Here is a 23,155-nt window from a genome sequence, read left to right as displayed (position 1 = left end):
TAGTCAGGGATGATAAGGCCATCAGATGACAAGATTCGTGTCTCCTCCCAAAGCGGAATTTCACAAACTCCGCCAGCCCCTCACCAAGGGCGAGAGGATGGTGTTTGAGTTTTTTGATACCCATTTGCCGGAGCATTGGGATATCTATATGCAGCCGCATCTGAACGGTTTACGGCCCGATATTGTGTTGTTGAGCCCAAAAATCGGCATTGCGGTGTTTGAAATTAAAGACTGGGATCTCAGCGCCATGGAGTATTGGGTCGACATCCAGCCCAATAAAACGCCCAAACTGATGGGGCGTAAAGATGGTAAGTCCTTCTCGTTACACAGCAAAAATCCAATTGAGCAAGTTCACCGCTACAAACAGGAAATTTTTGAACTCTACTGTCCCCGCCTGGAAAGCAAAAGAGGGTTTGGCGCTATCACCGCAGGGGTGATATTTCCCTTTGCCGATGACGAGCAGCTTTTGAGGTTGTTTGCACCCTGCCTTAAACACCGGGAAGTGGATAAATACCCTATGCTGTATCCGGTTATTGGCCGCAACACCTTGCAAGGCGGAAACATGAAAGCGGTATTCCCCAAGGGGGAGTCATTTTATTCCCCTGTAATGAATGACGACATGTACAAGGATTTACGTAACTGGCTCGTCGAGCCCGATTTCGCTCAGACACAAAGGCGGCCACTGGAACTGGATAAAGACCAGCGGGCACTGGTTTCCAGCAGAACTGAGTCAGGCTATCGACGGATAAAAGGCGCGGCAGGTTCGGGCAAATCTCTGGTGCTGGCCGCGAGGGCGGCGGAGCTGATAAGTCAGGGTAAGCAGATCCTGGTGGTGACCTTCAACATAACCCTGCTGCACTACTTGATGGACGTGGCAGTGCGCTGGCCGGGTGGTAAAGGTAAGACTCGCTCCAGTATCACTTGGCTAAATTTCCACGCCTGGTGCAAGCGGGTTTGTGCTGATGCCGGTGCAGATGAAGAGTATCGGCAACTCTTCCATTTGGGGAACAATGAGGCTGATAAACATGTAATCGACGACCTGGTGCCAGCCTTGGTTGAGAAAATCATTCGGCATGACTCTGACGGCGATGTTGCCCGTTACGATGCCATTTTGGTCGATGAGGGCCAGGATTTTTTGCCCCACTGGTGGAGCGTGCTGAGGTTGGTGTTAAATCCCGGTGGCGAAATGCTGCTGGTGGCTGATTCCACTCAGGATGTCTATGGTACTGCGTCCCGGTGGACTGATGAGGCTATGACCAATGCAGGGTTTCGCGGCCCTTGGTCTGAACTCAGTATCAGTTACCGACTGCCGCAACGAATTCTTGAGCTTGTTCAGGACTTTGCACAGCAATTCCTTCCTCCTGAACAGGTCAATTTGCCAAAGGGGCAGCAACTGGGCCTGGATTTGGAACAGTCTTATTTAAAGTGGGTGCAAATAGATGCACATCGGACCGTGGACAGCTGTTGTACCGCGCTGCTGGATCTCCTCAAGCATGACACGGCTCAACCGCTGGCGATTGCGGATCTGACGTTACTCTGCAGCCACAAGGCAACCGGTCAGCTGGTGGTTAATGCACTGGCGCAAAAAGGCATCCGAGTTATCCATACCTATGACAACGACGAGCGAGAATGCAGGCGGCAAAAGGTTGGTTTTTACATGGGGGATGCCCGGGTAAAGGCCACAACTCTGCACAGTTTTAAAGGCTGGGAGTCGCGCGCCATTGTGATATGCATCAGCGGCAAGCTGACAACCACTGATCTGGCGCTGTTATATACCGGCCTAACACGACTGAAGAGACATCCCGACGGCAGTTTTCTCACAGTGGTATCAAGTGCGCCGCAACTGAGAGGCTTCGGCCAAACCTGGCCGGTATTTGAATCGCTCGAGAGCGTCATGGCATGAACCGCCTGATGGACAAGCACTGCTGCTTCACAAGGCACAATGCATAATAAAAATTACATTGGCGTAAATTTACTTACGGCATATCAGTCTGGCTTATTGTGTAAATTAAGTTAAGGCATTGGATATACTGGGTATTAAATTTTGGCATGAGTTCTGCTGATACAGGATGTATACAGAGGAGAACTCAATGATGAACAACAACGATGATTTTAAGGTGGTTTCCAATCACTCCGGATATGACTACGCCGGCAGTGAAAATTTTGAACATGATGACACAGGTTCCATCCACTGCTACTCAGGCGTTGAAGATGATGTGTTATCCGCTTTCGCTGAGCATGAGGGATGGTGTGAGGGATATGACTTTTAAACAGGCGGTTATCCCGCTGAACCCTGGCAATTGATTTTAAGAATTGAACAAAAAAGAAGGAATTTAATCCATGGGAATAGGTGATTTTACAGCTAAATCGGCTCGTCCACTGCCGGTTATCATTTTGGCAGATACCAGCGGCAGCATGAGCGTTGATGGCAAAATCGAAGCGTTGAATTTAGCTCTTAAGGATATGGTAAGCAGCTTTGCACAGGAAGGCAGAATGCAAGCCGAAATCCAAGTTGGGCTCATTACCTTTGGTCATGAAGTGACTCAGCACCTGCCATTGACCCCAGCGCATCAGATTAAAGAAGTTGAGCCTCTCAGTGCTGCTGGCAGAACGCCGATGGGGGAAGCTATGGAGTTGGCCACCGCGTTATTGGAAGATAAAGAGCTCATTCCTTCCCGAGCATATCGGCCGGTGATTATCCTGATTTCGGATGGCCATCCCACCGATGATATTCGCGGCCCCTTTGAACGACTTAAGTCCAGCGAGAGGGCTCGCAAGGCAACGCGACTGGCACTTGCTATTGGCTCAGATGCGGATGAATCTCTGTTAAGAGACTTTGGCAATGATTTGGAGGCGCCGCTCTTTTATGCCAATGACGCCCACGATATACGTCAATTCTTTAAAGCAGTCACCATGAGCGTCTGTGCCCGCACCAGAAGTTCAGCACCCGGTGAGCCGATCAAAATAGAGTACCAACCAGGAGTTGGCGACGATCTGCTGGAGCTGGGTTTTTAACCTTGAAACTGTCTTTTCAACATTGCAGTGTTCGGGGCCCAGGACATATACGAAGCGGCTTGCCTAATCAGGATTATCTGATGTGTGGCTGCTGGGGGCCATATTGGGCAGCGGTCGTTTGTGATGGCATGGGCTCTCGAACTCGTTCAGACATAGGCTCCCGAGAGGCAGCAAAGGCCGCTCTTCAGAGTGTGAAGATGCTTGGCTTCGAAGTGAATAACAGGGTGATTGTTGAGATGCTATATCGGCAATGGCTGGCGCGATTGAAGCAATTGCATATTCAACCGACCGAAGCCGTCACCACCTGTATTTTGGTTTGGGGGGTATCCGATGGAAGTTTCAGGTACGGGCATTTGGGCGACGGATTGCTGGCCTCACCCCGCATGCCAATTTCCTGTGCCCTGGGTTCAGCTTTCAGTAATGAGACCACGGGCCTTGGCATATCCAAACATCTTTCGGATTGGCAATTCGGTTCGGGAACTCTGCGTGAACACGACAATAGCCTGTTTTTGATGACAGACGGCATCAGTGAGGATTTGACTAATCCAACAGCTTTCTGTGGGTACCTGAGTGAAGTGCTGTTGCACAAAAATACAAGACAAGCGAAGAAATGGCTGCATCGTCAACTAAGTGACTGGCCCACGCCGGGGCATAGTGATGATAAGACCCTATTGATGTTGCGCCACTACTAGGGATGGATTTAATGACTCAACACGTTCAACCGACTGCAGAGAAAGCCAAGACAGCGCCCCAAAAACGTCTTGTCTTGGATCAATATGGTTCCACCTACGAATGCACAGAGCTACTGGGCGAAGGTGGACAGGGCAAGGTATGGAAAACCAACCACCATAACACTCTGGTGAAGACCTTCTATCGTAAAAATAAGGATAAAGAGCAAAACTGGTTTCAGCATGTCCAATGGGTGCTGAGGCAAGATCTGGAAGGGCTGGCAATTGCCGCGCCTAAAGCACTGATCACAAGCCCTCTTCCTGGATATGTGATGGAACTGATGGACGGTTTACATCCTCTGTCGACGGATATGGAGCGCAGTTTTACTTCGCTGGTCGAAGGGCGGGGTCTTACGGGTTATCTACTGACCGGAGGTTTGAAGCGGCGACTGTTACTGTTAGCGGAAATTGCCAATACGCTTGCCAGGCTTCACGCGAAAGGACTGGCATACGGTGATTTATCGCCAAGTAATATCTACGTATCACAACAGGTCACCCATTCACGGGCCTGGCTTATCGATTGCGATAACATTTGCGCCAATGAACGGACGGGTTGGGCACATTTGTACTCACCTGGCTATGGTGCCCCTGAAGTGGTTAGAGGTGAGTCCGGGGTCAATAGCCTGACAGATGCCTGGTCGTTTGCTGTCATTGCTTATCAAATGCTCACTCTCAACCATCCGCTTAAAGGTATCTTAGTCGAGGATGGCGAGCTCGAATTGGAGCAACAAGCCTATCGAGGCGAATTGCCATGGGCACTGGAGCCTGATGATGACACCAATGAGCACTCAGGTGGGATCCCGCTGGATTTGGTGGCATCAAACAAAATGCAGGAGTTGTTTCATCGCTGCTTCGAACAAGGTAAATGCTGCGCTTGGGAACGTCCGACCTTATCGGAATGGCGCTGCGTACTCGATGAAGCCATTTCGATGTTGCTTGTTTGCCATAACCCTGCTTGTGAGAGCTCTTATTACAGAAGCCATGCCTGTCCATTCTGCAAGACTGCCACAGATGCCAACAACTCGGTGTTGCTGACTGCACTTGTCTATAGCTCTGACCCAGAACTGACCGAAAAGCTTTTAAAAACAGGGTTTGGGCGTGTGCTAAATCGAGGCGAAACAGCCGCATTGAAAAGAATGCCAGCAGGAACCTCTTTGTTTTATGAGTCTGACGAAGTATGCCAGATAAGACTTGATGAGCAGGGACTATCGGTAAATGTCATTCCGGGCAACCGCATCATCTTGGTGAGAAATGGCAAACAGGAAGAGATAACCAGGCGGTTACTTCTGAGTGATAGTAAGAAAATGGGAGAGAACTACTTTCTTCATCTTGTCCAACCACAGCAGTCAGACGGAGTCACAATCCATCCCGTCTGGGCTTTTCGTTGGTAGGGGGCTCGTATGAAGTTAGCTGACTTTCGCTTTTTCGACCCAACACTGCACTGCATTCACTTTGTTGATAGCACCTCTGGGGCACTCAATTGGCAATCAGGCAAAGAAGTTCGTTTGGTCAGCGATAAAAGCGACCTGATTGTATCCCAAAATGGCTTGATTGCCTTGGTTAGGGCCAGCGATCCAAAAACTAAGGACTTAGCCTCGACAAGATTAGGTTTATGGCGATTGGCGCAACTGGGGGGTAACCATGTTCATCTGGAACACGCCGGCTTCCAGCTCAGATTGTCATTGGATTTAAAAATAGCCGTGGACGGCTACCTGGCAGAGCAATTATCCAATGAGGCCCTTATCGCCCAAAACTCCGTCGCACAAGCCAATGACTGGTTGAAGGATGAGTTTATCCTTGAGCTGGACGAACCCATGTTAATCGCTCGCTATTTCCAAAGTCAGGAGCGGAATGATTTCCAGCTGGTTGGTAAGAGTTACTCACTCTCTATCTTCAAGGACGGTAGGCTCTGGCGAGCCAAGAAACTGACCAAACTTCGAAGAGACGACAGCGACCTCATTGCGTTGGTTGGCAATGCAGAGTTTGTCGATGACTCAGTTGCTGCCAGGGTCAACGCCAGTGCTGTCGATGTATTGGAGCAACACATCAACAATAGTGGTAGTTACCTTAGCCTTTGGGAAACATACAGCAAACTGCAATGGAACATCGCGACACGTGCCGCCAAAAAACTCGGCTACATTCCTTACAGCGCAATGTGTCATTCGGGCAAAGAAATCCCACGTTTTCGACTGAATGTAGGCCATGAGCAAGCCATTGAATTTGGTAAACGGATTAAAGCCTTGCAGGATAACGATGAGCTGGGTACCACCGAGCTGATATTTGAAATTACCGATGAGCCACCAAGCTGGATGCTGGAGCAGTCCGAACCAGTCAAAAAAGAAGCAACAGGACGCAGCCCATTGCTAGGGCGCGATATCCAAATTAGCCCTCCGTATATCGAAATCGAAATCAAGCAAAATCCGCCTCCTCAAAAAGGCATTATTTTGCTTTCTATTCAAGGCGATAAAACGGCGTATGAGCGCAGAGAAAGAGCCTATCGCGCCATACAATTGCATCAAAACCTCATGCCACAATTGCGAATGTTGCTTGAGGGTATCGAACCGCCTGTAGAAAGAGCCAGAACGCTGACAGCCTTATCCACAAAAGCCAGACAACGCTTCAAAGGCGAGCCAACGGCAAGGCAAAAAGATGCCCTGAAAGTTGCCCTGAACACGCCTGATGTGGCACTCATCATTGGCCCGCCAGGTACAGGAAAAACTCAGGTCATTACAGCCCTGCAGCAACGTATTGTGGATGAATTTTCGGACAACTCATCGTTGAAGCATCAGGTCTTATTGACCAGCTTCCAACATGACGCTGTAGAGAACGTCGTTGGACGTTCGGGCGTTTTTGGGCTGCCAGCAGTAAAAGTTGGTGGGCGTCGCTTCGGAGGCGATGCCTCGGAAAACCCAATCACTAAATGGCGAATTGGTAAAATACTTTCACTCAAACAGCCTCTTGAGGCAGAACTTAAGTCCTGGCCGGAATTTGGTCTTTACGAGCAGCTGAAGGAGACAAGCCTCAGCCTGCGGATGTCCAGGGATCCAGGTTCCAGAAGAGCTTTGTCGTTGGAAATCGAGGATATACTGACGAGACTCTCTAATGAACATGACATGTATCTCTCAAATGCATTGAGTGATTCATGGCAACGAACGCTCGTGAAACACCTTAAAGGCAGCGAGTTACAGCTTTCAAATAGCCATCGTTTGGAACTATTGCGAGTGATTAGAGGGCTGAGAACCAGCATTGTGGCCTTCAACGATGATGGAGATGACAGACTGGCAGATTTACTTAAATTTGCTGAAACCATCCCAACCCTGAGTGGCCATCCAACAATAGCGCGCTTGCGTGAATTACAGCACCTGTTGACAGATTTCCGGCTTTCAGAGGAAGCCGCTATTGAGGAAATAATATCCACTAAAGAACAACTCATCGATGCCGTTCGTCCGGACTATCGGCCATATCTGCTGCGTTCATATATCGATGAGGCTGACTGTTCTGTGCTGGACGAGATGGAAAGCGAGCTCTATGGGTTGCTCTCAAAATCCCGAGTATTGGGACCTCTGATTGTGCGACACGAGTATATTGAGGCTCTTGAAAACCAAGCTTACAACATTGAAAAAAGCATCGAAGATTACGTCACTATTATCGGTGCAACCTGTCAGCAAGCCGCTGGGGATCAGATGCTCAGTCTCAAGGAAACAACAGAGAGACAAGGCATAACCTTTAACACCGTCATAGTGGACGAAGCAGCCAGAGCCAGTCCGCTGGATTTGATGATTCCAATGGCGATGGCCAAACGCCGCATTGTGCTGGTGGGGGATCACCTTCAGTTGCCCCACATGCTTGAGCCGAGGGTTGAAACGGAATTACAGGAACAACATGAACTGGATGCCGTTAATTCTGAGCTGCTTCGCATCAGTTTGTTTGAGCATTTATACCGGCAGTTTAAAGAAATGCATAAAAATGGCGGCCCGGAGCGTGTTGTGATGCTTGATACCCAATTTCGCATGCATCCTGTGCTGGGTCGCTTTGTTAGTCGTGAGTTTTACGAGCGCCGCGGTTTTGATCCGATCGAACCAGGATTATCTGAAGCAGTGTTTGAACATGGTATTGAAGATTATCAAGGATGCTGCGCTGCGTGGGTGGATGTGCCTAAGGAGCTGGGCCTTGAGCAAAAGCGCCATGGCAGCAGATTAAGGACTGATGAGGCAAAACGATGTGCAGAAGAAGCATCTAAGCTCCTCAACGCCTATCCCGATATCAGTGTTGGCATCATTACTTTCTACAGTGCCCAGAGAGACGCAATTTATGAGGAGCTGGCAGCACTGGGATTCGCGGAACATACCGAGGATGGTTGGCAGATTGGCGCCGAGTATCGAATTAATGAGCAGGGTGAGGAACGTCTGCGAGTCGGGTCAGTGGATGCCTTTCAAGGGAAAGAGTTCGATGTGGTAATTCTCTCGGTTGTGCGGACCTGGACGTCGGATACTGAGATAAATACCGAAAGTTTGAATCGCAAGCTGGGCTTTTTAAGGCTTCCAAATCGTATCAACGTCGCCATGAGCCGACAGAAAAAGCTGTTAATTGTTGTGGGCGATAAAGAACTCAGAAATGTGAATGGTGTAAATCCTGAAGACAATATGCCATTGCTACCCGGGTTCCCTGCCTTTTTTGAATTATGTGAGGGAGCACATGGCAAGATTCTCTGATGATTTCATCTGTTACCAAAACCGGCCACCAGTTGATGAACGCCAGTCGGTAAGGGCTGTATTGTGGCCAGTTTTTGTTTGGCAGGTCTACGGCCCCAATCTCTCTGGCAAAAGCATCAACATATTCGAACGCTCTATCTTATCCCTGCTTTCAATGAAAACTGGAAGACGGTTGGACAGCACTCGCCTTAGCGAGATAGCACAGTGGCATGGACTCGAGCCTGAGATGGTGAGGTACATTATTGAACAACAACTCGAACCTAATGGGTGGGTGGATGCAAACACGGGGTGGTTGACCGACGAGGGACATCAAGCGTTGCAGCAGGATATGCCGAGCTCCACAGGGCTGAGAACAGGTTATGTTTTCCAGGATGCTGTCTACGGTAGCCTGTTTCCGAGATACGCCAACAATATTAATGCTATTGAACCGTCGAATACTGCCACGACTCCTTTGGAATTTTCTCTTTCAAAAGGTTCTAATTGGCCATGGCGACCAACTGTCATTAGGGAAAAAGTCGACCCAAAATCTCCAAGCAGGGACGAACTCCGTCATGTTATGGAGGCTACGCACCAAGCTCAACGTAATGCGTGGATGATGGGACATTCAAACGAGTTTGAGTCTTTTCGTCAGCTGGATGCTCTGAAGCTTACCGATAGAGCTCCTTTCAACGCCTATCTTTGGGTCTGGACTTACACGACGCCGGCACTTGAGAATATTTGGGCCGTGCAGGACCCTATTGGACTCCATAGTGACGTGCAATGGATGCGAAACAAAATCGAGGGCGTTTTTACAAGTTATCCCAAAATAAGTCGTGAAATCATGCAAATGATTGGCATTAAGGACTCCAATGACTTCTCTTCGTTGGATGAAGCATTGGCAGCAAGGTCAGAACAAGCCAGGTTAGAGGTGCTAACCGAGTATAGCCAGGCTGACACTGTTGATGGTTTAACCGGTCTTCTGCACGGGTGGATGAGCCGTAAACTGGAAATAGAAACCGCCGGGGAGACTAACAGGTACCACGATTACCGGGATTTGATCACTCAAAGCTCGAGCATCATCGAACACTGCGTAAGATATTGCCTTGAGCGATATCCCCTTAAAAACCTGAAAATTATTCCCCGGCAATGCGGTCCCAAAGAAATGCGAAAGCTGATTAGTGACGCAGCTCCATTTTTATCCCGCTTGCAACTCGAAGAGGCGCTACAACTCCGGCATTCAGCGGTGTTTAACACTGCCAAAAATAAACAAGGCTCGTTTCGATTGTGCTTTGCAGCTTGCTTATTGTCGATGCCTGACTACCCAACGCATCCTATTCGTGAATTTGTTCAACAAGAAAATCTCTTCCTCGATGCGTACCGTTTATCTCACTGGCGTGACAAAACAGCGCACGCAGAGGGGGGATTTAATGTCTCTAAATCCATGTCATTGGAAGCCGCTGACATCTGCGCTTCTTTCTTAAAGACGTTCTTCGAAGGACTGAGTAATGGCCAAAAATAGAAATCGGACTAACATTCCAGCGCTCAAACAAACCCCCAAAATGCCCAAAAATGCTATTACAGAAAAAATCGCCAGCATTACGGGAACAAAACCCGATAGCGAGTTGATGGATGAAGCTACTCCTGAAACGCTTGAAAGGTTAGAGGCCCTTTGTAGTGAGTTGAGCTCACTGAAATCACAGTACGAAAATGATTTGCAATCGTTAGCCTCTGAGCGTGATGAGCTGGAACGGGATCGGACTGCAATAAAGACTAAACAAACAGTAATAGAAACCCAAAAGGTAGATCACCAGCAAGAACTGCGCAACATGGAAAAAATGCGCAATGACTTGCTTATCAAAGAAAAGAGACTGATCCAGCAGGAAGAAAGCCTGTCAGTGAGGGAGGCTGAGGCTCAAGCTGGGTTTGTAAACCTCCACAATCAGTCTTTGGCAAAGTTAAGCGCTGAGTTATCCAAACTGAAAGAAGAGCAACTTCTAACCTTGGAACAAAACCGGAAAGCAATCATAAATGCCCAGCAAGTCATCGATGATGAAAGAAAAAAGCAGACTGATGCCATCAATAGCGATTGGGAAAAACTGAGGCTGGCACAGCTGGCCCAGGAAAGAGAGCGGGCAGAGATAGAAGTACAGCAAGCTCAATTGGAGGCAAAAGAGTCTGCCCGTGCTTCTTGGGAAGGAATAAAGAAAGCCCAATTAGAACGGCAGTTTGGTGACAGAATTTCCGAGCTCGAATCAGAGCTTGAGCTAATTCAGAACTACAGGCAGAGGGATGCAAAAACAATTCAGGAACTAAAAGGACGACTGTCTGACTTTGCAGAACTTGAGAGAACGTTAAAGCAAAATGATATGCCCTCTGTTGAAGAACTGTTCAGGACTATGGATAAGCTTGAAACAGAAGTCAGGGAATATCGACAAAAATTAGCCGGCCGCCCTGTTGCTGAGCTGGAGGATGAAGTCGAGTACCTGAAAGATTTCAACCGCAGTCTGGAAGACCAACTCAGAGAGCGCACACAAGAATTGCAGGAAGCCAATATCGAACGCAATCAAAGAGCTACCGGCATAATGGAGCGTGAACAGCTCGCGCTGAAAAACAGAGCATTGCAGCAACATAATGATGCTCTAGGGCTTGCAACTGAGCAGTTAAGACGGGAAATCGAGAGTCTTAAAGACATGCAGCAAGGACAGCCTACGTTCCCTGAGTTGACGAAAATGGACGAGGAACTGAGGGAAGGCTCTGTGACTCAACCTATCCCTGCTCTTGCAGAGTTCATTGATGATCTCCAAGCAAGGATTTGCCAGGTCGATCCAAATAACCCTCTTTATTTCGGTAAAGATACCCTTCGCCTTTTTATGGGTGGTTTGGCGATGAGCCAGCTACACATTCTGCAGGGGATATCCGGAACAGGAAAGACCAGCTTAGCCAAAGCTTTTGCTCGGGCTGTTGGCGGTCAATGTACAGTGGTGCCGGTTCAGGCGGGTTGGCGAGACCGCTATGATCTCGTCGGGCACTACAACGCGTTTGAAAAAAGATTTTATGAGAAAGAGTGTCTGCACGCACTCTACAAAGCTCAAACGCCAGCATTTAAAGATCGATTCAATGTGGTGCTACTGGACGAAATGAACCTATCCCGCCCCGAGCAGTATTTTGCCGAATTTCTCTCTGCACTCGAGCTTACCGGCGATGATCGGCACGTTGTGCTGATGGAAAACACCCCTGCGAAATATCCTCAGTTGCTGATGGAAGGAAGAAAGATCCGTGTTGCAGACAACCTGTGGTTTATTGGCACAGCAAACCATGATGAAACCACATTTGAATTTGCAGATAAAACCCAGGACAGAAGCTTTGTGATGGAACTTGGTCGCAACGATTCAGAGGGCATTTCGACAACGTTAAAGCGCCCAGTTGTGTACAGCGTTTCCTCTATGCAAGCAGCTTTCGATACGGCAATCAAACAATACCGACCAGAAGTGGACCGACTCTTTAAAGTGCTACAGGCACATGAGATTACAAAAGTTCTGGAACAGCGTTTTGGCATTGGCTGGGGCAACCGTTTAGAGCGCCAGGCAAGACAGTTTATTCCGGTGGTGATGGCTAGTGGCGGCACATCCAGCCAGGCATTGGATCATCTGCTATCAACTCGCCTATTCCGAGATGGCAAGGTTACCGGGCGCTATGACACAAAAACTGAGCATTTGAACAAGCTTGAAAGTTGTCTAAATGATGTTTGGGAACAGATGTTTAGTAAGGAGTTTGCACTTAAATGCGGTGAGAGACTGCTGCAGGAAATTGAGCGTAAGGAGATGGCCTGATGCTCACACTTCGAGATTGTGTGACTGGCGAAACGGTTGCAATTTCCAGAGAGAGTGCCATTGATTCTGGTCGTTATGCATTAATTAAGGAAAGTTGCCTGGGCATACATGGTCGCTGGCCTGCTGGCACCATTTTGCTTGACGATGGTCGAGGCAAAATCGAGATAGATGGCGTGTCTGTCCGACTTACGAGAGACAAGCTCAATATTGATATGCAGGCGGATAGAGATATTGCTATTCAGGCGTTGGAAGAAATCAATGCAATTGCTGACTTGACGGATACAGCTTCGCTGCCATCGGCTGTTATTCCACCACAAATAGCGCACAGGTTTGATTCTTCTCAGCTGGAAATGGCATTACAAGAAGTTATGCAATCAGGGCATCTTCACAGTATCGCGAAATCACCTCGCATTTCGATGAGATACGATGAGGAGTTATTACCCGTGTCTAGGGTAAAGCGGACGGCGAGCAACTTTCAGCGGCATTTGGCAGCACATTCTGAATGCTGGCAACAGCGTACCTTTACAGGCGTGGTGCCAAAGAAATTACAAGCCAAGATCAGCGAGGATGAACTCCATATCTATGAAAATCGAGTTTATGCACGATTGCTGGATCATCTCGAACGGTACATTAAAAAGATCCTTGCTGAATTAAGAGCTCTGGATAAGGTTCTTGAAAAAGGATTGAAATTAGACGGCAGTGATTCACTTCACCGGAGCCTGCGTCATGCACTTTGTGACTCTTGGGGGGAATCTTTTGCCCAGGAGGAGGCTGAAAGTCTGAAACGCCTCTCCGAGTCTAAGCTAGAGCAATTTAATGAACTGCTTAGAAAAATACAGCAACTTAAACAGAGTGAAACATACAGAGCCATCCCCAAAGAGGCACAGGTTCCGCTTACGCTTAAGAGCACCAATATTCTGCTGAATGACCCACACTACATGAAGGTTAGACACCTGTGGAATATATGGATAAAAGAAACGGCGTCAAGCACCAAAGACCCAGTTCAAATTTTCCAACAACGGCAAAGACAACAAGCTGCCTATCAGCAATATATAGGCATGGTGGTTTTGCGCGCCCATCAGAAAATTGGCTGGGATACTATCCCATTATCTGGCGACTGCTGGTTGCTAAACCACCCGTCTGGTATGTCTGGAAAACTGAATAACGTAGGTAATAGCTGGCAGTTATCATGCGTAAGTTTTGATTGCTCGGAACCGCTCACATTTGTTCCTTTGACAGACGGTTTTCCAGTAGAACAAGAGAGGCCAAACCGCTTTATGTGCCGCCTATTCGTCGATACAGAGACGGATGCGCTCTTCTCATGTTCTCCTGTTAATCTATTCACCGAAGAAAGGGTCATCGAAGCAGTTCAACGATGGTGGATTAAAGTTGTGGTACCTGACTACGGAGCCGTGGTCAGCCAACTTCCCAAGGTGACTAAAGAAAACTGGCCCAAGTCCCAACCTTCTGGACAGTTTAAATTGGCCAGCCAATTGAGCAATGACGAATTTCAACATTGGCTCAGAGCTTTTACTTTGTCACCGGCAGTGAAGGCAGCTCTGGAGAAACTGTACACTGCCGCCAAGTTTGTAGCTTATTGCCCATGTTGTGGGCGACTAGCTGACGGTTCAAACTTCGTTTCTAGGGAAGGTAGAGGCTTTAAATCATCTTGCAATCTGTGCGCCGCAGACTGGGAGCTGAGATCCACGGGGTTTGGCTGGAAATTCGGAATTGGTTTCGATACTGCAAGACAGCTCAGCGCAGGGCGATGGCATCAAATAATTGAGCTTGAAATAGATGAGAAACAGGTTGCTTGAATAGTCATAGGTGCTTACAAAGCATCTTATACAAATAACGTTCAGCTAAAAGGTTCTTTGGGAACCTTTTTTATTTAATAAAATCATATTTATAAGAAAATTAATCAGCATCGCTTTCATCTTCTTCTACATAGACCAATAACTCTGCCGGCTGACATTCGAAATACTTGCACAGCGCGTTGATAGTATCAGTGTTGGTGACGTTGCCTGGCACGTTGGCGATACGCGTTAACGTGGCACGGCTTATACCTGTCTTTTCACTCACCTCAGACAAGGTTATCCGGCGCTTTTCCTTGAAGGCTTTTTCATCAAGCAACTTGATGAGAAGGATTCTTATCATGTTCTATCCATAAGTCATATCTCTCACACATCATATCAAATGAGTCATACATGATGCAAAAAACGCTTGACATTGTTCATTTGTGATTTATTGTGTACTCAAGAGCTTCAAATGAATCATATGTGAGTCAATTGCGGAGGCGGTTATGAGTACATATCTCACCACAGAAGAACTATCTGCACGGATTAAGTACGACGTTCGCACCATCCGGCAGTGTCTTAAGGATGCTGTTCTGTTTGAGGGCGTGCACTACATCCGCCCCTTTGGCGGGCGCAAAATTCTGTACATCTGGGAGCGGGTTGAGGAGTCCATGCTGCTTGGCGCCTCAGCTCACGATCTGATCAATCAGATGGATTAGGAGAACATCATGGGAACAGTGAATAGCCGTGATGGCAAACTCTATTTGGACTTTCGATACAAGGGGGTGCGTTGCAGAGAGCAAACAAGCCTTATCGACAATCCAACTAACCGCCAGAAGCTCAATAAACTGATGGCTTTGTTTGAACAGCAGATGAAAAGCGGCAGTTTTGATTATGGGCACCATTTCCCAAACAGCCCTAAGGCAGAACATTTCAGGCAGTTCGAAAAACTGCGCCAGCTTAAAGCTGCCGGTGGGCAAATGCAGCTTGCCGCATTTGCAAACCTTTGGTTAGCGGAAAAGAAAGTGGAGTGGCGCGCCAGTCAGGTTGAGACGGTTGAGGGCATTCTCAGGTGCCATCTGATCCCAGCGTTAGGTGATTGCATGATTGCCGCTATCACCAAGACCGATATTCTTGGATTTCGTACACAGTTATGTGAAGTCGATGCTACTACTTCGAAATCATTATCGGCCTCGCGCATTAATCACATCATGACATATCTACGCCTAATGCTGAGTGATGCTGCGGAGCGTTTTGGCTTTGACAACCCCTGGCGGAATATTAGGGCCCTACCGATGCCTCGAAGTGATATTCAACCATTCTCGCTTGATGAGGTCTGCCGCATTATAGAGGGGGTAAGAAGTGATTTTCGTCCCTACTATATCGTTCGATTTTTCACAGGTATGCGGACTGGTGAAATCGATGGCTTGATGTGGGAAAACGTTGATTTTGCCAGGCAGTTAATACACATCCGCCAATCACTGGTGCGGGGGACTCTTGGCCCTACAAAAACACAAGGTTCATTCAGGGCAATTGCCATGAGTCAGCCGGTATATGAAGCGCTGCTGGCACAGCGGCAGCAAACTGGGACCAAGAGTCAATTTGTCTTTTGCAATCGGAGTGGCGCAGCGTTGAATCATCAAAATGTCACCAAACGCATCTGGTACCCACTATTGGAACACCTCAAGCTTGAAAAGCGAAATCCCTACCAGACACGGCATACTGCCGCGACCCTCTGGCTGGCTGCCGGCGAGAGCCCTGAATGGATTGCCAGGCAATTAGGGCACGCTAATACCAGTATGCTTTTCAGAGTCTATTCGCGTTATGTGCCCAATTTACTTGGACAGGATGGTGCAGCGTTCGAGCGTTTGATCCGCAAGGGAAAAATCGAAGGAGAGTCAAAATGAATATCAGGTCCAGAGGTACTTCTGATGACTTGGCCTGGGTACACAGAGTCGCACAAAGTGAGTCGTCACAATTATGGCAATTCCGCTGTCTGCGCGAGTCCTTATCACTTGAAGTGCCCTGCGATGTCATGACGGGGGTACGGCCTGAAGGCCAATTGGTATTGGTGCAGTGGACTGCAGACGATGAGCGACACATTAAGAAGGTTTTAACTGTTCCAGAAGTGACTGATGAGGTCGCCGTTCATCGCCATTTTTCATTAGTGCCAGCAGGGTGTGAATCCATCATCGTCGATATCTGGGGGATCTTAGGACTTATTCAGAATGCTGCACTGCGACATTTCTATTTGGCGGTATTACTTAATCAGGAGTTGATGAGCCAGTTCTTTATTGCCCGGGCAAGTCGAAGTCATCATCATAATCATGAGACAGGATTGTTGGAGCATAGTCATGAAGTGGCCGTAACAGCCGCGATGCTTTGTTGGCGTTACAATGTAGGTCCCTTGAGTGTTGGTGTAGCGTTTATTGGTGGGCTATTGCATGACATTGGCAAAATTCACCTCTTTTATAATGCCGACACACGGGATGGCATTGCGGGCGCTCATGAGTCCTACAATTTCATGGTATTGGCCGAGCCGTTAGAAGTGCTGCACCGTAGTTCCCCAAAAATATTTGAAGCGTTAAGCAGTTGTTTATCGTTAAAAGTAGGGCGCCGGCATGAGTCTTACCTTCCTGCCTCTATGGTTAGACTGTGCGATAACCTGTCGATGGAGGTTTGTCATTGGCGCACGGCTTTTACAGACGTGCCCCCCCATCATTGGTATGCACATTCCGCCATGAATGACCAATGGTATAAACGACTAGGATGAAACTTGGGGGCAGTCAGCGTTGTCCCCAAGCCTTAATGCCCTCGTCAGTAAAAAGAATAATGGCCAGCCGATGAAATAGCACTTGTAACGAGGGAGAAGAGTATCGGCTAAGCCGGTGATACTTGTCATTTATAATGCGATGTTGTTCGTCCCTGTGGCGTAAGTATAAATAGCCAGACCCTTCGGGATATTGATTGACCTTTTTTAGGGTATAGCGAGTAATCTTGAGTAATTGATGGCAGCGCCATCCCGACATTTTTTTTCCATATGGGTAGCGGAGCTCGAGTGCCCAGCGTTCCCACGGGAATAGTTGACTTACCAGTGCCATAAAGCGCTGGAAGTCCACTATCCTTTCAAAGTGAATCCAGGTATGACTGCTGGTGGAGTGGGTCAGGCAATATTCAATGGCCCAGCAAAGTTCTGCTTTAGTCAGTTGGCTGGATTTTAGTTTTCTACACACAGCTAATGCGGAACTAATGTCCTTGCGATCATCAATATTAGTTGGCTCCGATGGTAGCAGAGCATAGGCTCGCTGCTTCGAGAATAACCTCGAAACCCCGCGAGGCGTTGTTAACTCCTTCAGTGCTTCAGCTGAGCTAAGCCAGCGCTTTATGCGCTGTAGAGGAAGCCGATAGAGGAGTGTAACTTCCTGATAATTGTGTCCCGCCTGGATACGTTCAAGCACTGCAAGAGCTTGAACGTAGTGGTTTTCTCTACTCACCTCAAACTTATTGTCTGCGGTCGCTTTACGTAGGCTTTTGATTGGATGAATGAATTTTTTTAGGCGATGTTGAAAAAAAGGCCGCAAACTAGAGGGAGTTACGTTACCTGTCTTGGCCACTGCAGCATAGCGGTGCTTGGGTACTCCAAGTACTGTATGCCCGATGTGGGCGTTCAATGTCTGCGCGTTTGATGCTAAATGGCATCCAAGTAGTAAGTCGGTGAAGTGCAGGTAACTTCTTAAGGTAATATCTGGGCTGCTATGGCCAGCGAACACAGCGAGTGCAGTATATCGGTCACGCAATCGGCCTTTGCCAAAAATCAGCCTCCTTATAAGATCTCGCTGTGTTTTATCATATGGCAATATAGATTGAGTGAAGGAAGGAAGAGTAACCAGATCCTCATGTGCCAGTAGTTGCAGTCTTGAGAGCGCAGTGTGACGCATGTGGTACAGGCGATAGTAAACGCCGCCAGAAAGTTGCGATAATATTTCGCTAACCATTTGAGAGATTTGTTGGTTATTTAATACTTCATAGGGATTCCCTTCTTCATGAAACAACAGCTCTGCGATGTTGTTACTGCAGGCAAGCTCCCTCTCGCTAATCAGGTTTTTAACAAGGTGTCGTTCTTTTTCCGTCAGAAAAGGAAACAGGGGCACTTTACGTAGTGCAGAGTCAGTTTTGTTATGTCCATGGCGACTTTCCCGTACAAACAGCCAGCCAATTTCTGAGGGTTCAATATCCTTTAGGCGTAGCTTGGATACTTCACCGGGTCTAAGCCCTGTACGATAGGCAATAATCAGATAACACTGCAGCATGCGTTGCATGGTGTAGTTTAAATCGGCCAAACAGGCGATATGATTTAGTAAGGCTGTGAATAACGCTTCATCCACTATGGCTGCACTGACATGAGGGATATCGGCACTGCCTTCACTCAAAGGTTGGCATAGCGGCGGCAAATCAAAATGTGTCTGGGCAAACCGATGCATATCCTCTAAACGACCTGCGTTGTAGTGATTTGTTTTTGTGCGGCGATTCAAGATAGCTTGGTATAGCACGATAAATTCGTCCGTATCCAAACTGTAAAGGTCTACACTCTCTGTACCTGCCAACCAATCAGCACCTATGGCTGAGAAATACCGTTTGGCAGTGGAGACTTCATTTTTCACTGCTTCCAGATGATGGAGCAACCAATGCAATAATATCTGTTCATTAGAGCCGAGAGCCGTTTCACTGAGCCGTTTGAGTTTGCTGACAATGACACTTTTTCCTTGGGGGCGAGCCGGATTCTGTTTAAATATTTCCCGCAGCTGGTCCAACAAATATCTGTTACTAATGCGTGAGCGCCGAGGCGTTACGGGTGCGATAGATTTGGTTCGTTGCAGGTTTTGCCATTGGGCAAACTCGTCAAAGCGTTTGACACGACAGAAGCTGATATTGTTACTTAACAGTCTGAAGCAATAAGGTGTGGGTAGTGATGCGCTTTTTTGACGACCAACAGCGTATTCCACCAGAACTTGTGGCAAATTAATCCCTGGAAGTACTTCGGCAAAACTCACGCCACCTTTACTAAGTGCTGAGGCTGAGCTCTCTACTCCCAGTTCTGACTTTAGGAGGCTTACGCAGGCATTTACAGATTTCGGTGGGCTCCAGTCGTTTGTGCGGCAAGAAAGAAATTGCCACAGAAAACCCAGACTGATGGGGTCGGGAATAAACTGAACCTCTACTTGCGCTTCACCCAGGCCAATCCCCCCGTTGTCATGGTAGGTGTTACTGGCAAAATCGTTGCTGGGTGAGACGTGTAAGGGGATCCAGCAATAGTTGGTATTACCATTTAGCGGTTTGTCTTTGGTGAGTGCGAGAGCCAATGCTGGCCAAAGCGCTGGCCGGTTAAGGCCCCCATGACAAATACTACTCATTAACAGTCTGGCAAAGCACTGTTGTGGATCAGTTGTTTTCTGCAGTTTGTCTAACCAACCAGATGCTTTGGAAGCAAAAAATGCCGTGGTCTGTTGCCAGCTTAAGCTTCGAAGAGGCCTTGCTCGGCGAAGGGTCAGGTAGTCTGATGGGGTATTTATTTGCCACAGCCCTTGCCGATTGCCTTGTTCAAGTTGCCGGCATATGAATCCATAGCCTCGTCGGTATGCTATTTCGGTTTTGAGCTCTTGGCGAAGCTCAGTGTCAACCGTCGGCCAGATAGCTGCAAAACGAACACTGCTTGGAGGACTATCAAACATTTCCGGTAGATGCTTTTCAAGTATGCCCATTGCAATTCTAACAATGGAGGCATCTTTCTTCTTTCGCGCTGCTGTTCTGGATTGGTGGCCAAGCAGTTGCGTCAATGGGGCTTGTTCTAAAGGAAGAATTAGCGGGTTTTCCATCCGTCTATGGCCTCAATTTGGTGAGTGTTCAGTAACTGCTCTATATAGCCTGCGATTCGGGTCAAATATTGAGTTGAAAGCATACTGTGTCTGCCAAGGGATTCTTCGCCAATATCTTCATGTCCCATCCAGCCATCAATTTCTTCGGGCGCGACTCCAATTTTTTTCAGTTCACTGCGAAGATGATGGCGTCCCCAATTAGCGGGCCAAGGTAATCTATCTCCTAAGCGAATCTTTAAACGGGCCGGTGTGAGGTCTTCGATAATTGGAGTATTGTTAGCTCCAAGTTCGATAAAGAATAGTAAGTTGCCAGTGCCATTCAGTGCAGTTACACACCGCTTGAATAGCTCAGCGTTGACTAGTTGGGTTCGGTTTTTGATTTCTCGTAGGTGATCTAGATATTTTTCAAGTTGCAAAACAGCAGTTGTGGGTAGGGTTACGATTCTTGCCGCCAGTCCGTGACGGACCTCCTTGTCACTTATCCACCACGAGCGAGCAAACTTATTTAGATCAGTAAGTTGCCCCATTGGAGCGTTGACATCGCGATGACCTGTCACAAAGCTCAGCAATGCCCACACGTAGCAGACGTAGTGATTATGGAATGAGGCGAGCTCTTTTAAGGCTGGTTTGCAATGCAATGGAATGCTGTTTCTTAGCAATCGAAAGAAATTATGCATCACATTTGCTGGCAAATGCAGTGCGCTGCCAAGCTGTGTATTGACTGGCCTAGGGGGGGGGAGTTGTAGATCCATTTCTGCAAAGTCGAAGATATCCTCCAGATAATTGCGATAGTTAGTGGTCAGTGTATCCACACAAAAGTTTGTATAGCTCAAAGCGGGTCGGCGTTGGAGAGAGCTCCCTCTGATCAGCGCTACTTCTGCACGGTCAATGCCATTATTGGTATACCAATGATCCAAATATCGAACGATTCTTCCTAGGGTTAGGCGGCAGCGATGTTCAGCATTGATCTCTCTGAGATGCGTCTTCAGACTGTTTGAATGGCACTCAACTAATAGATGGTTTCGCAATATCTTGGGCAGGGGCAATACGATCCAATTCCTTGGCTTCTTTATGCAGATTTCTAGACGTTTATCCTGCTTACTGGACGGCACAGAATGAGATAATCGTAGACACGGGTGGTTTTTATAATGCTCTAGAAGAAATGCCTTGGTTTGGTTTAGCAATGCTTCCGGATCTCGTCCTGTGAATAAGCAGATCAGTAATACAGCGTGATTGTTAACATCGATGCCGCGGCCAATCTTGTCCACACTATGACGAATGAGTTGGTGAATATCCCATTCGGTGAGCTGATTATAGCTGCAGTTCAGTGATAACTGCCTGGTGGTCAACTTTTCAGCTAGAGACTTATGTTGAATGGCTTTTATTGCTCTGGATGGGAATGTACCTCTGTTTTCGCGCCCATTACCTGCATTATCAATCAAGCGAACCGTTCTTCCTGCGTTGATTACCAGACATTCGTCCTGCTTTTGGGGCGAGCTCGGGTTATGGTATTTAGCACATAGCTCTTCCACCCGAGTGCCTTGCTCTTCAAAGTCATCAGCAAGTTTAACTTCAACGATTGTGTCTGATTCGGGGAGATCGCGTACTCTGAATTTCGGACGGCGTTTGGATGTCCAATTTAGCGCCTCTCGGATGACCAGCTCGAAGTAACTGAGGCCATATTGCTGCAGCTTTGGGTGAGTTTTATTCTTTAGTTCTTTGAATTTTGCTGAAAGTTGTTGAAGGGATAGTGCTTCAGTTAAATCAGGCATTAAGCAGATCAGCTTTTGATGTCTGTGATCTGTCGCCATTAGTCGCAATTCCCGCAGGGCATGTCGGTTTCCTGAGGCTGCTCCATATCGATCGTGCGTATAGCGAATAAAACAACAGACAATGATGATTGCTTGGTAAGAGCGGTACTTTGCATATATTGGGGCGGGGAATTCACCTGACAGATGCGCACTAATTGCTGAGGCCAGTGGGTAATTGGTAAATAGTTTGTTTTTCTTCAAGTGGTTGTAAACATCTGATTGAATGGGGGGTGATGCTGTGACTTTACGAAGAAGGAAGTTGCTCAGGATGTGTAATCGCTCGAAAGTGTCCCAATAGGATGTGGGGAAGGCCTCGATGACATAGGCAAAATTGGCTAAAAGCGCTTTCCTGAGGTCCTGATTAAACTCTTTTGGCGTCAAAAGCGCTATCGCAAACCGCTTTAATGGCTTGCTCAAGTTTTGTGCTGCATGGGTCATGGATTCGGTTCCCATGGCTTTAACAATTCGTCGATTGGATTGGGTGACTCGGTGGGATAGATAGAGGTCACCAGACGCTGTCGCTGTTGAATCAGAGCTCCTCTGGTCATCGATAGCAGATCACAAAAAAATTGATCTGATATGGTTTTTCTTTGAAAAATTTCTTCGATAAATCCCATGGGCAGTCCTTGCCGCCAGGCGTCGATAAATACGGCGGCATTTTTGGGGCTTATGGATAAACTCAACATTTGCAGCAGCGATAACCAGGCTTTATTCTCGACTTCTTTGTCGGACGGTTGTTTCTTTGGGTCTACCTGAAAAACAATAAGGGTGCCTGTTGGCGGATGCCCATCTTGCCAGTATTTTGCTGCCCAAAGGGGGCTGTAATATTGAAAGATTCGCGGGCGTTTTTTGGCACCTTGGGGAAGAGGTGTCAGTGGTAGTTGTTCGATACAATGTATCGTCTGAGATGCCCACTCTTGAAGCACTTTACCTGGTAGTTGCTGCAGGTCGCAGATGACGGGTATCGATTGCATCGCATCGTATGCTCGCCTCGCAGCTGGATGTAACACCAGAACAAAACTTGTCTGGTACGGGATTACTGAGTAAGCCATAGAAGTCCTTTTCACACGATAGCGGGCGTGTTTAGTATGATTTGCGCTCAAAAATTGATCAATACTTGATCGGTAAAAAGGGTGGTATTTGTGACCGTGACCATGAAATTGCTTCTAACCTACGTTATTTGTCAGGCCTGAATTCAAAAGTTTTATGCTATATAAATCAATTGAATAAATTTTAGGTAAAAGAAGGAACGCTATAAAATCCAGATGACCANCCTACGTTATTTGTCAGGCCTGAATTCAAAAGTTTTATGCTATATAAATCAATTGAATAAATTTTAGGTAAAAGAAGGAACGCTATAAAATCCAGATGACCACGGCCTGTCACGCCGGGGGTCGCGGGTTCGAGTCCC

16 protein-coding genes are annotated in these 23,155 nt (G+C 47.6%); 12 read left to right on the top strand and 4 right to left on the bottom strand.

Features of this window, described 5'->3' with window-relative positions:
• The first annotated feature begins 97 nt into the window (after positions 1 to 97).
• The 9 genes from CX650_RS15330 (at position 98) to CX650_RS15290 (ending at position 14,081) form a co-directional block, all read left to right on the top strand.
• Positions 98 to 1,903, top strand: a complete 1,806-nt coding sequence (locus CX650_RS15330; protein WP_229800009.1) for a nuclease-related domain-containing DEAD/DEAH box helicase — start codon at positions 98 to 100, stop codon at positions 1,901 to 1,903.
• 187 nt (positions 1,904 to 2,090) lie between these two features.
• Complete coding sequence (locus tag CX650_RS15325; RefSeq protein ID WP_101096304.1) at positions 2,091 to 2,270, top strand: hypothetical protein; 180 nt, start codon at positions 2,091 to 2,093, stop codon at positions 2,268 to 2,270.
• A 70-nt stretch (positions 2,271 to 2,340) separates the two neighbouring features.
• Positions 2,341 to 3,015, top strand: coding sequence for a vWA domain-containing protein (locus CX650_RS15320; RefSeq protein ID WP_101096303.1), 675 nt, complete (start codon positions 2,341 to 2,343; stop codon positions 3,013 to 3,015).
• Between the two features lie 2 nt (positions 3,016 to 3,017).
• Positions 3,018 to 3,707: a PP2C family serine/threonine-protein phosphatase gene (locus CX650_RS15315; protein ID WP_101096302.1), complete on the top strand. Its 690-nt coding sequence runs from the start codon at positions 3,018 to 3,020 to the stop codon at positions 3,705 to 3,707.
• Positions 3,708 to 3,718: 11 nt separating this feature from the next.
• Positions 3,719 to 5,134, top strand: coding sequence for a serine/threonine protein kinase (locus CX650_RS15310; protein ID WP_157823038.1), 1,416 nt, complete (start codon positions 3,719 to 3,721; stop codon positions 5,132 to 5,134).
• 9 nt (positions 5,135 to 5,143) lie between these two features.
• Positions 5,144 to 8,455: a DEAD/DEAH box helicase gene (locus CX650_RS15305; RefSeq protein WP_101096299.1), complete on the top strand. Its 3,312-nt coding sequence runs from the start codon at positions 5,144 to 5,146 to the stop codon at positions 8,453 to 8,455.
• Positions 8,439 to 9,953, top strand: coding sequence for a hypothetical protein (locus CX650_RS15300; RefSeq protein WP_101096297.1), 1,515 nt, complete (start codon positions 8,439 to 8,441; stop codon positions 9,951 to 9,953). The genes CX650_RS15305 and CX650_RS15300 overlap by 17 nt, the downstream gene beginning before the upstream one ends.
• Positions 9,940 to 12,264 (top strand): AAA family ATPase, encoded by a 2,325-nt coding sequence (locus tag CX650_RS15295; protein WP_101096296.1) that lies wholly within the window; start codon positions 9,940 to 9,942, stop codon positions 12,262 to 12,264. The genes CX650_RS15300 and CX650_RS15295 overlap by 14 nt, the downstream gene beginning before the upstream one ends.
• Positions 12,264 to 14,081 (top strand): hypothetical protein, encoded by a 1,818-nt coding sequence (locus CX650_RS15290; RefSeq protein ID WP_101096295.1) that lies wholly within the window; start codon positions 12,264 to 12,266, stop codon positions 14,079 to 14,081. The genes CX650_RS15295 and CX650_RS15290 overlap by 1 nt, the downstream gene beginning before the upstream one ends.
• Positions 14,082 to 14,181: 100 nt before the next feature.
• On the opposite strand, the gene CX650_RS15285 is transcribed toward CX650_RS15290, so the two are convergent.
• Positions 14,182 to 14,421, bottom strand: coding sequence for a helix-turn-helix domain-containing protein (locus tag CX650_RS15285; protein ID WP_101096294.1), 240 nt, complete (start codon positions 14,419 to 14,421; stop codon positions 14,182 to 14,184).
• A gap of 145 nt (positions 14,422 to 14,566) precedes the next feature.
• Between CX650_RS15285 and CX650_RS15280 the strand changes: the two genes are divergently transcribed.
• The 3 genes from CX650_RS15280 to CX650_RS15270 are packed head-to-tail and all read left to right on the top strand — an operon-like array spanning position 14,567 to position 16,833.
• Entirely contained in the window at positions 14,567 to 14,779 is a 213-nt protein-coding gene (locus CX650_RS15280; protein ID WP_101096293.1) for a hypothetical protein, read from the top strand.
• Positions 14,780 to 14,788: 9 nt separating this feature from the next.
• A complete protein-coding gene (locus CX650_RS15275) occupies positions 14,789 to 15,967 on the top strand; it encodes an Arm DNA-binding domain-containing protein (protein ID WP_101096292.1) in 1,179 nt (392 codons plus the stop codon).
• The gene (locus CX650_RS15270; RefSeq protein WP_101096291.1) at positions 15,964 to 16,833 is read left to right on the top strand and encodes an HD domain-containing protein; all 870 of its coding nucleotides are present in this window, start codon (positions 15,964 to 15,966) and stop codon (positions 16,831 to 16,833) included. The genes CX650_RS15275 and CX650_RS15270 overlap by 4 nt, the downstream gene beginning before the upstream one ends.
• A gap of 13 nt (positions 16,834 to 16,846) precedes the next feature.
• On the opposite strand, the gene CX650_RS15265 is transcribed toward CX650_RS15270, so the two are convergent.
• Genes CX650_RS15265 through CX650_RS15255 form a run of 3 tightly spaced genes read right to left on the bottom strand, consistent with a single transcriptional unit; the run spans position 16,847 to position 22,796 of the window.
• A complete protein-coding gene (locus tag CX650_RS15265; RefSeq protein ID WP_101096290.1) occupies positions 16,847 to 19,933 on the bottom strand; it encodes a tyrosine-type recombinase/integrase in 3,087 nt (1,028 codons plus the stop codon).
• A complete protein-coding gene (locus tag CX650_RS15260; RefSeq protein WP_101096289.1) occupies positions 19,918 to 22,182 on the bottom strand; it encodes a hypothetical protein in 2,265 nt (754 codons plus the stop codon). Before CX650_RS15260 ends, CX650_RS15265 begins: the two co-directional genes overlap by 16 nt.
• On the bottom strand, positions 22,179 to 22,796 hold the full coding sequence (locus tag CX650_RS15255) for a hypothetical protein (RefSeq protein ID WP_101096288.1): 618 nt from the start codon (positions 22,794 to 22,796) through the stop codon (positions 22,179 to 22,181). The genes CX650_RS15260 and CX650_RS15255 overlap by 4 nt, the downstream gene beginning before the upstream one ends.
• Positions 22,797 to 23,155: the final 359 nt, after the last annotated feature.

It is taken from the genome of Shewanella indica (assembly GCF_002836975.1).
GTDB classification, from domain to species: Bacteria; Pseudomonadota; Gammaproteobacteria; order Enterobacterales; family Shewanellaceae; genus Shewanella; species Shewanella indica.
This window is presented reverse-complemented; position numbering and strand designations above follow the sequence as displayed.

Bases quoted from the DNA above. Each gene is read 5' to 3' on its own strand.
- CX650_RS15270 (WP_101096291.1), top strand. From the start codon at position 15,964: ATGAATATCAGGTCCAGAGGTACTTCTGATGACTTGGCCTGGGTACAC.
- CX650_RS15290 (WP_101096295.1), top strand. From the start codon at position 12,264: ATGCTCACACTTCGAGATTGTGTGACTGGCGAAACGGTTGCAATTTCC.
- CX650_RS15305 (WP_101096299.1), top strand. From the start codon at position 5,144: ATGAAGTTAGCTGACTTTCGCTTTTTCGACCCAACACTGCACTGCATT.
- CX650_RS15255 (WP_101096288.1), bottom strand. From the start codon at position 22,796: ATGGCTTACTCAGTAATCCCGTACCAGACAAGTTTTGTTCTGGTGTTA.
- CX650_RS15280 (WP_101096293.1), top strand. From the start codon at position 14,567: ATGAGTACATATCTCACCACAGAAGAACTATCTGCACGGATTAAGTAC.
- CX650_RS15260 (WP_101096289.1), bottom strand. From the start codon at position 22,182: ATGACCCATGCAGCACAAAACTTGAGCAAGCCATTAAAGCGGTTTGCG.
- CX650_RS15310 (WP_157823038.1), top strand. From the start codon at position 3,719: ATGACTCAACACGTTCAACCGACTGCAGAGAAAGCCAAGACAGCGCCC.
- CX650_RS15330 (WP_229800009.1), top strand. From the start codon at position 98: ATGGTGTTTGAGTTTTTTGATACCCATTTGCCGGAGCATTGGGATATC.
- CX650_RS15285 (WP_101096294.1), bottom strand. From the start codon at position 14,421: ATGATAAGAATCCTTCTCATCAAGTTGCTTGATGAAAAAGCCTTCAAG.
- CX650_RS15325 (WP_101096304.1), top strand. From the start codon at position 2,091: ATGATGAACAACAACGATGATTTTAAGGTGGTTTCCAATCACTCCGGA.
- CX650_RS15265 (WP_101096290.1), bottom strand. From the start codon at position 19,933: ATGGAAAACCCGCTAATTCTTCCTTTAGAACAAGCCCCATTGACGCAA.
- CX650_RS15295 (WP_101096296.1), top strand. From the start codon at position 9,940: ATGGCCAAAAATAGAAATCGGACTAACATTCCAGCGCTCAAACAAACC.
- CX650_RS15320 (WP_101096303.1), top strand. From the start codon at position 2,341: ATGGGAATAGGTGATTTTACAGCTAAATCGGCTCGTCCACTGCCGGTT.
- CX650_RS15300 (WP_101096297.1), top strand. From the start codon at position 8,439: ATGGCAAGATTCTCTGATGATTTCATCTGTTACCAAAACCGGCCACCA.
- CX650_RS15275 (WP_101096292.1), top strand. From the start codon at position 14,789: ATGGGAACAGTGAATAGCCGTGATGGCAAACTCTATTTGGACTTTCGA.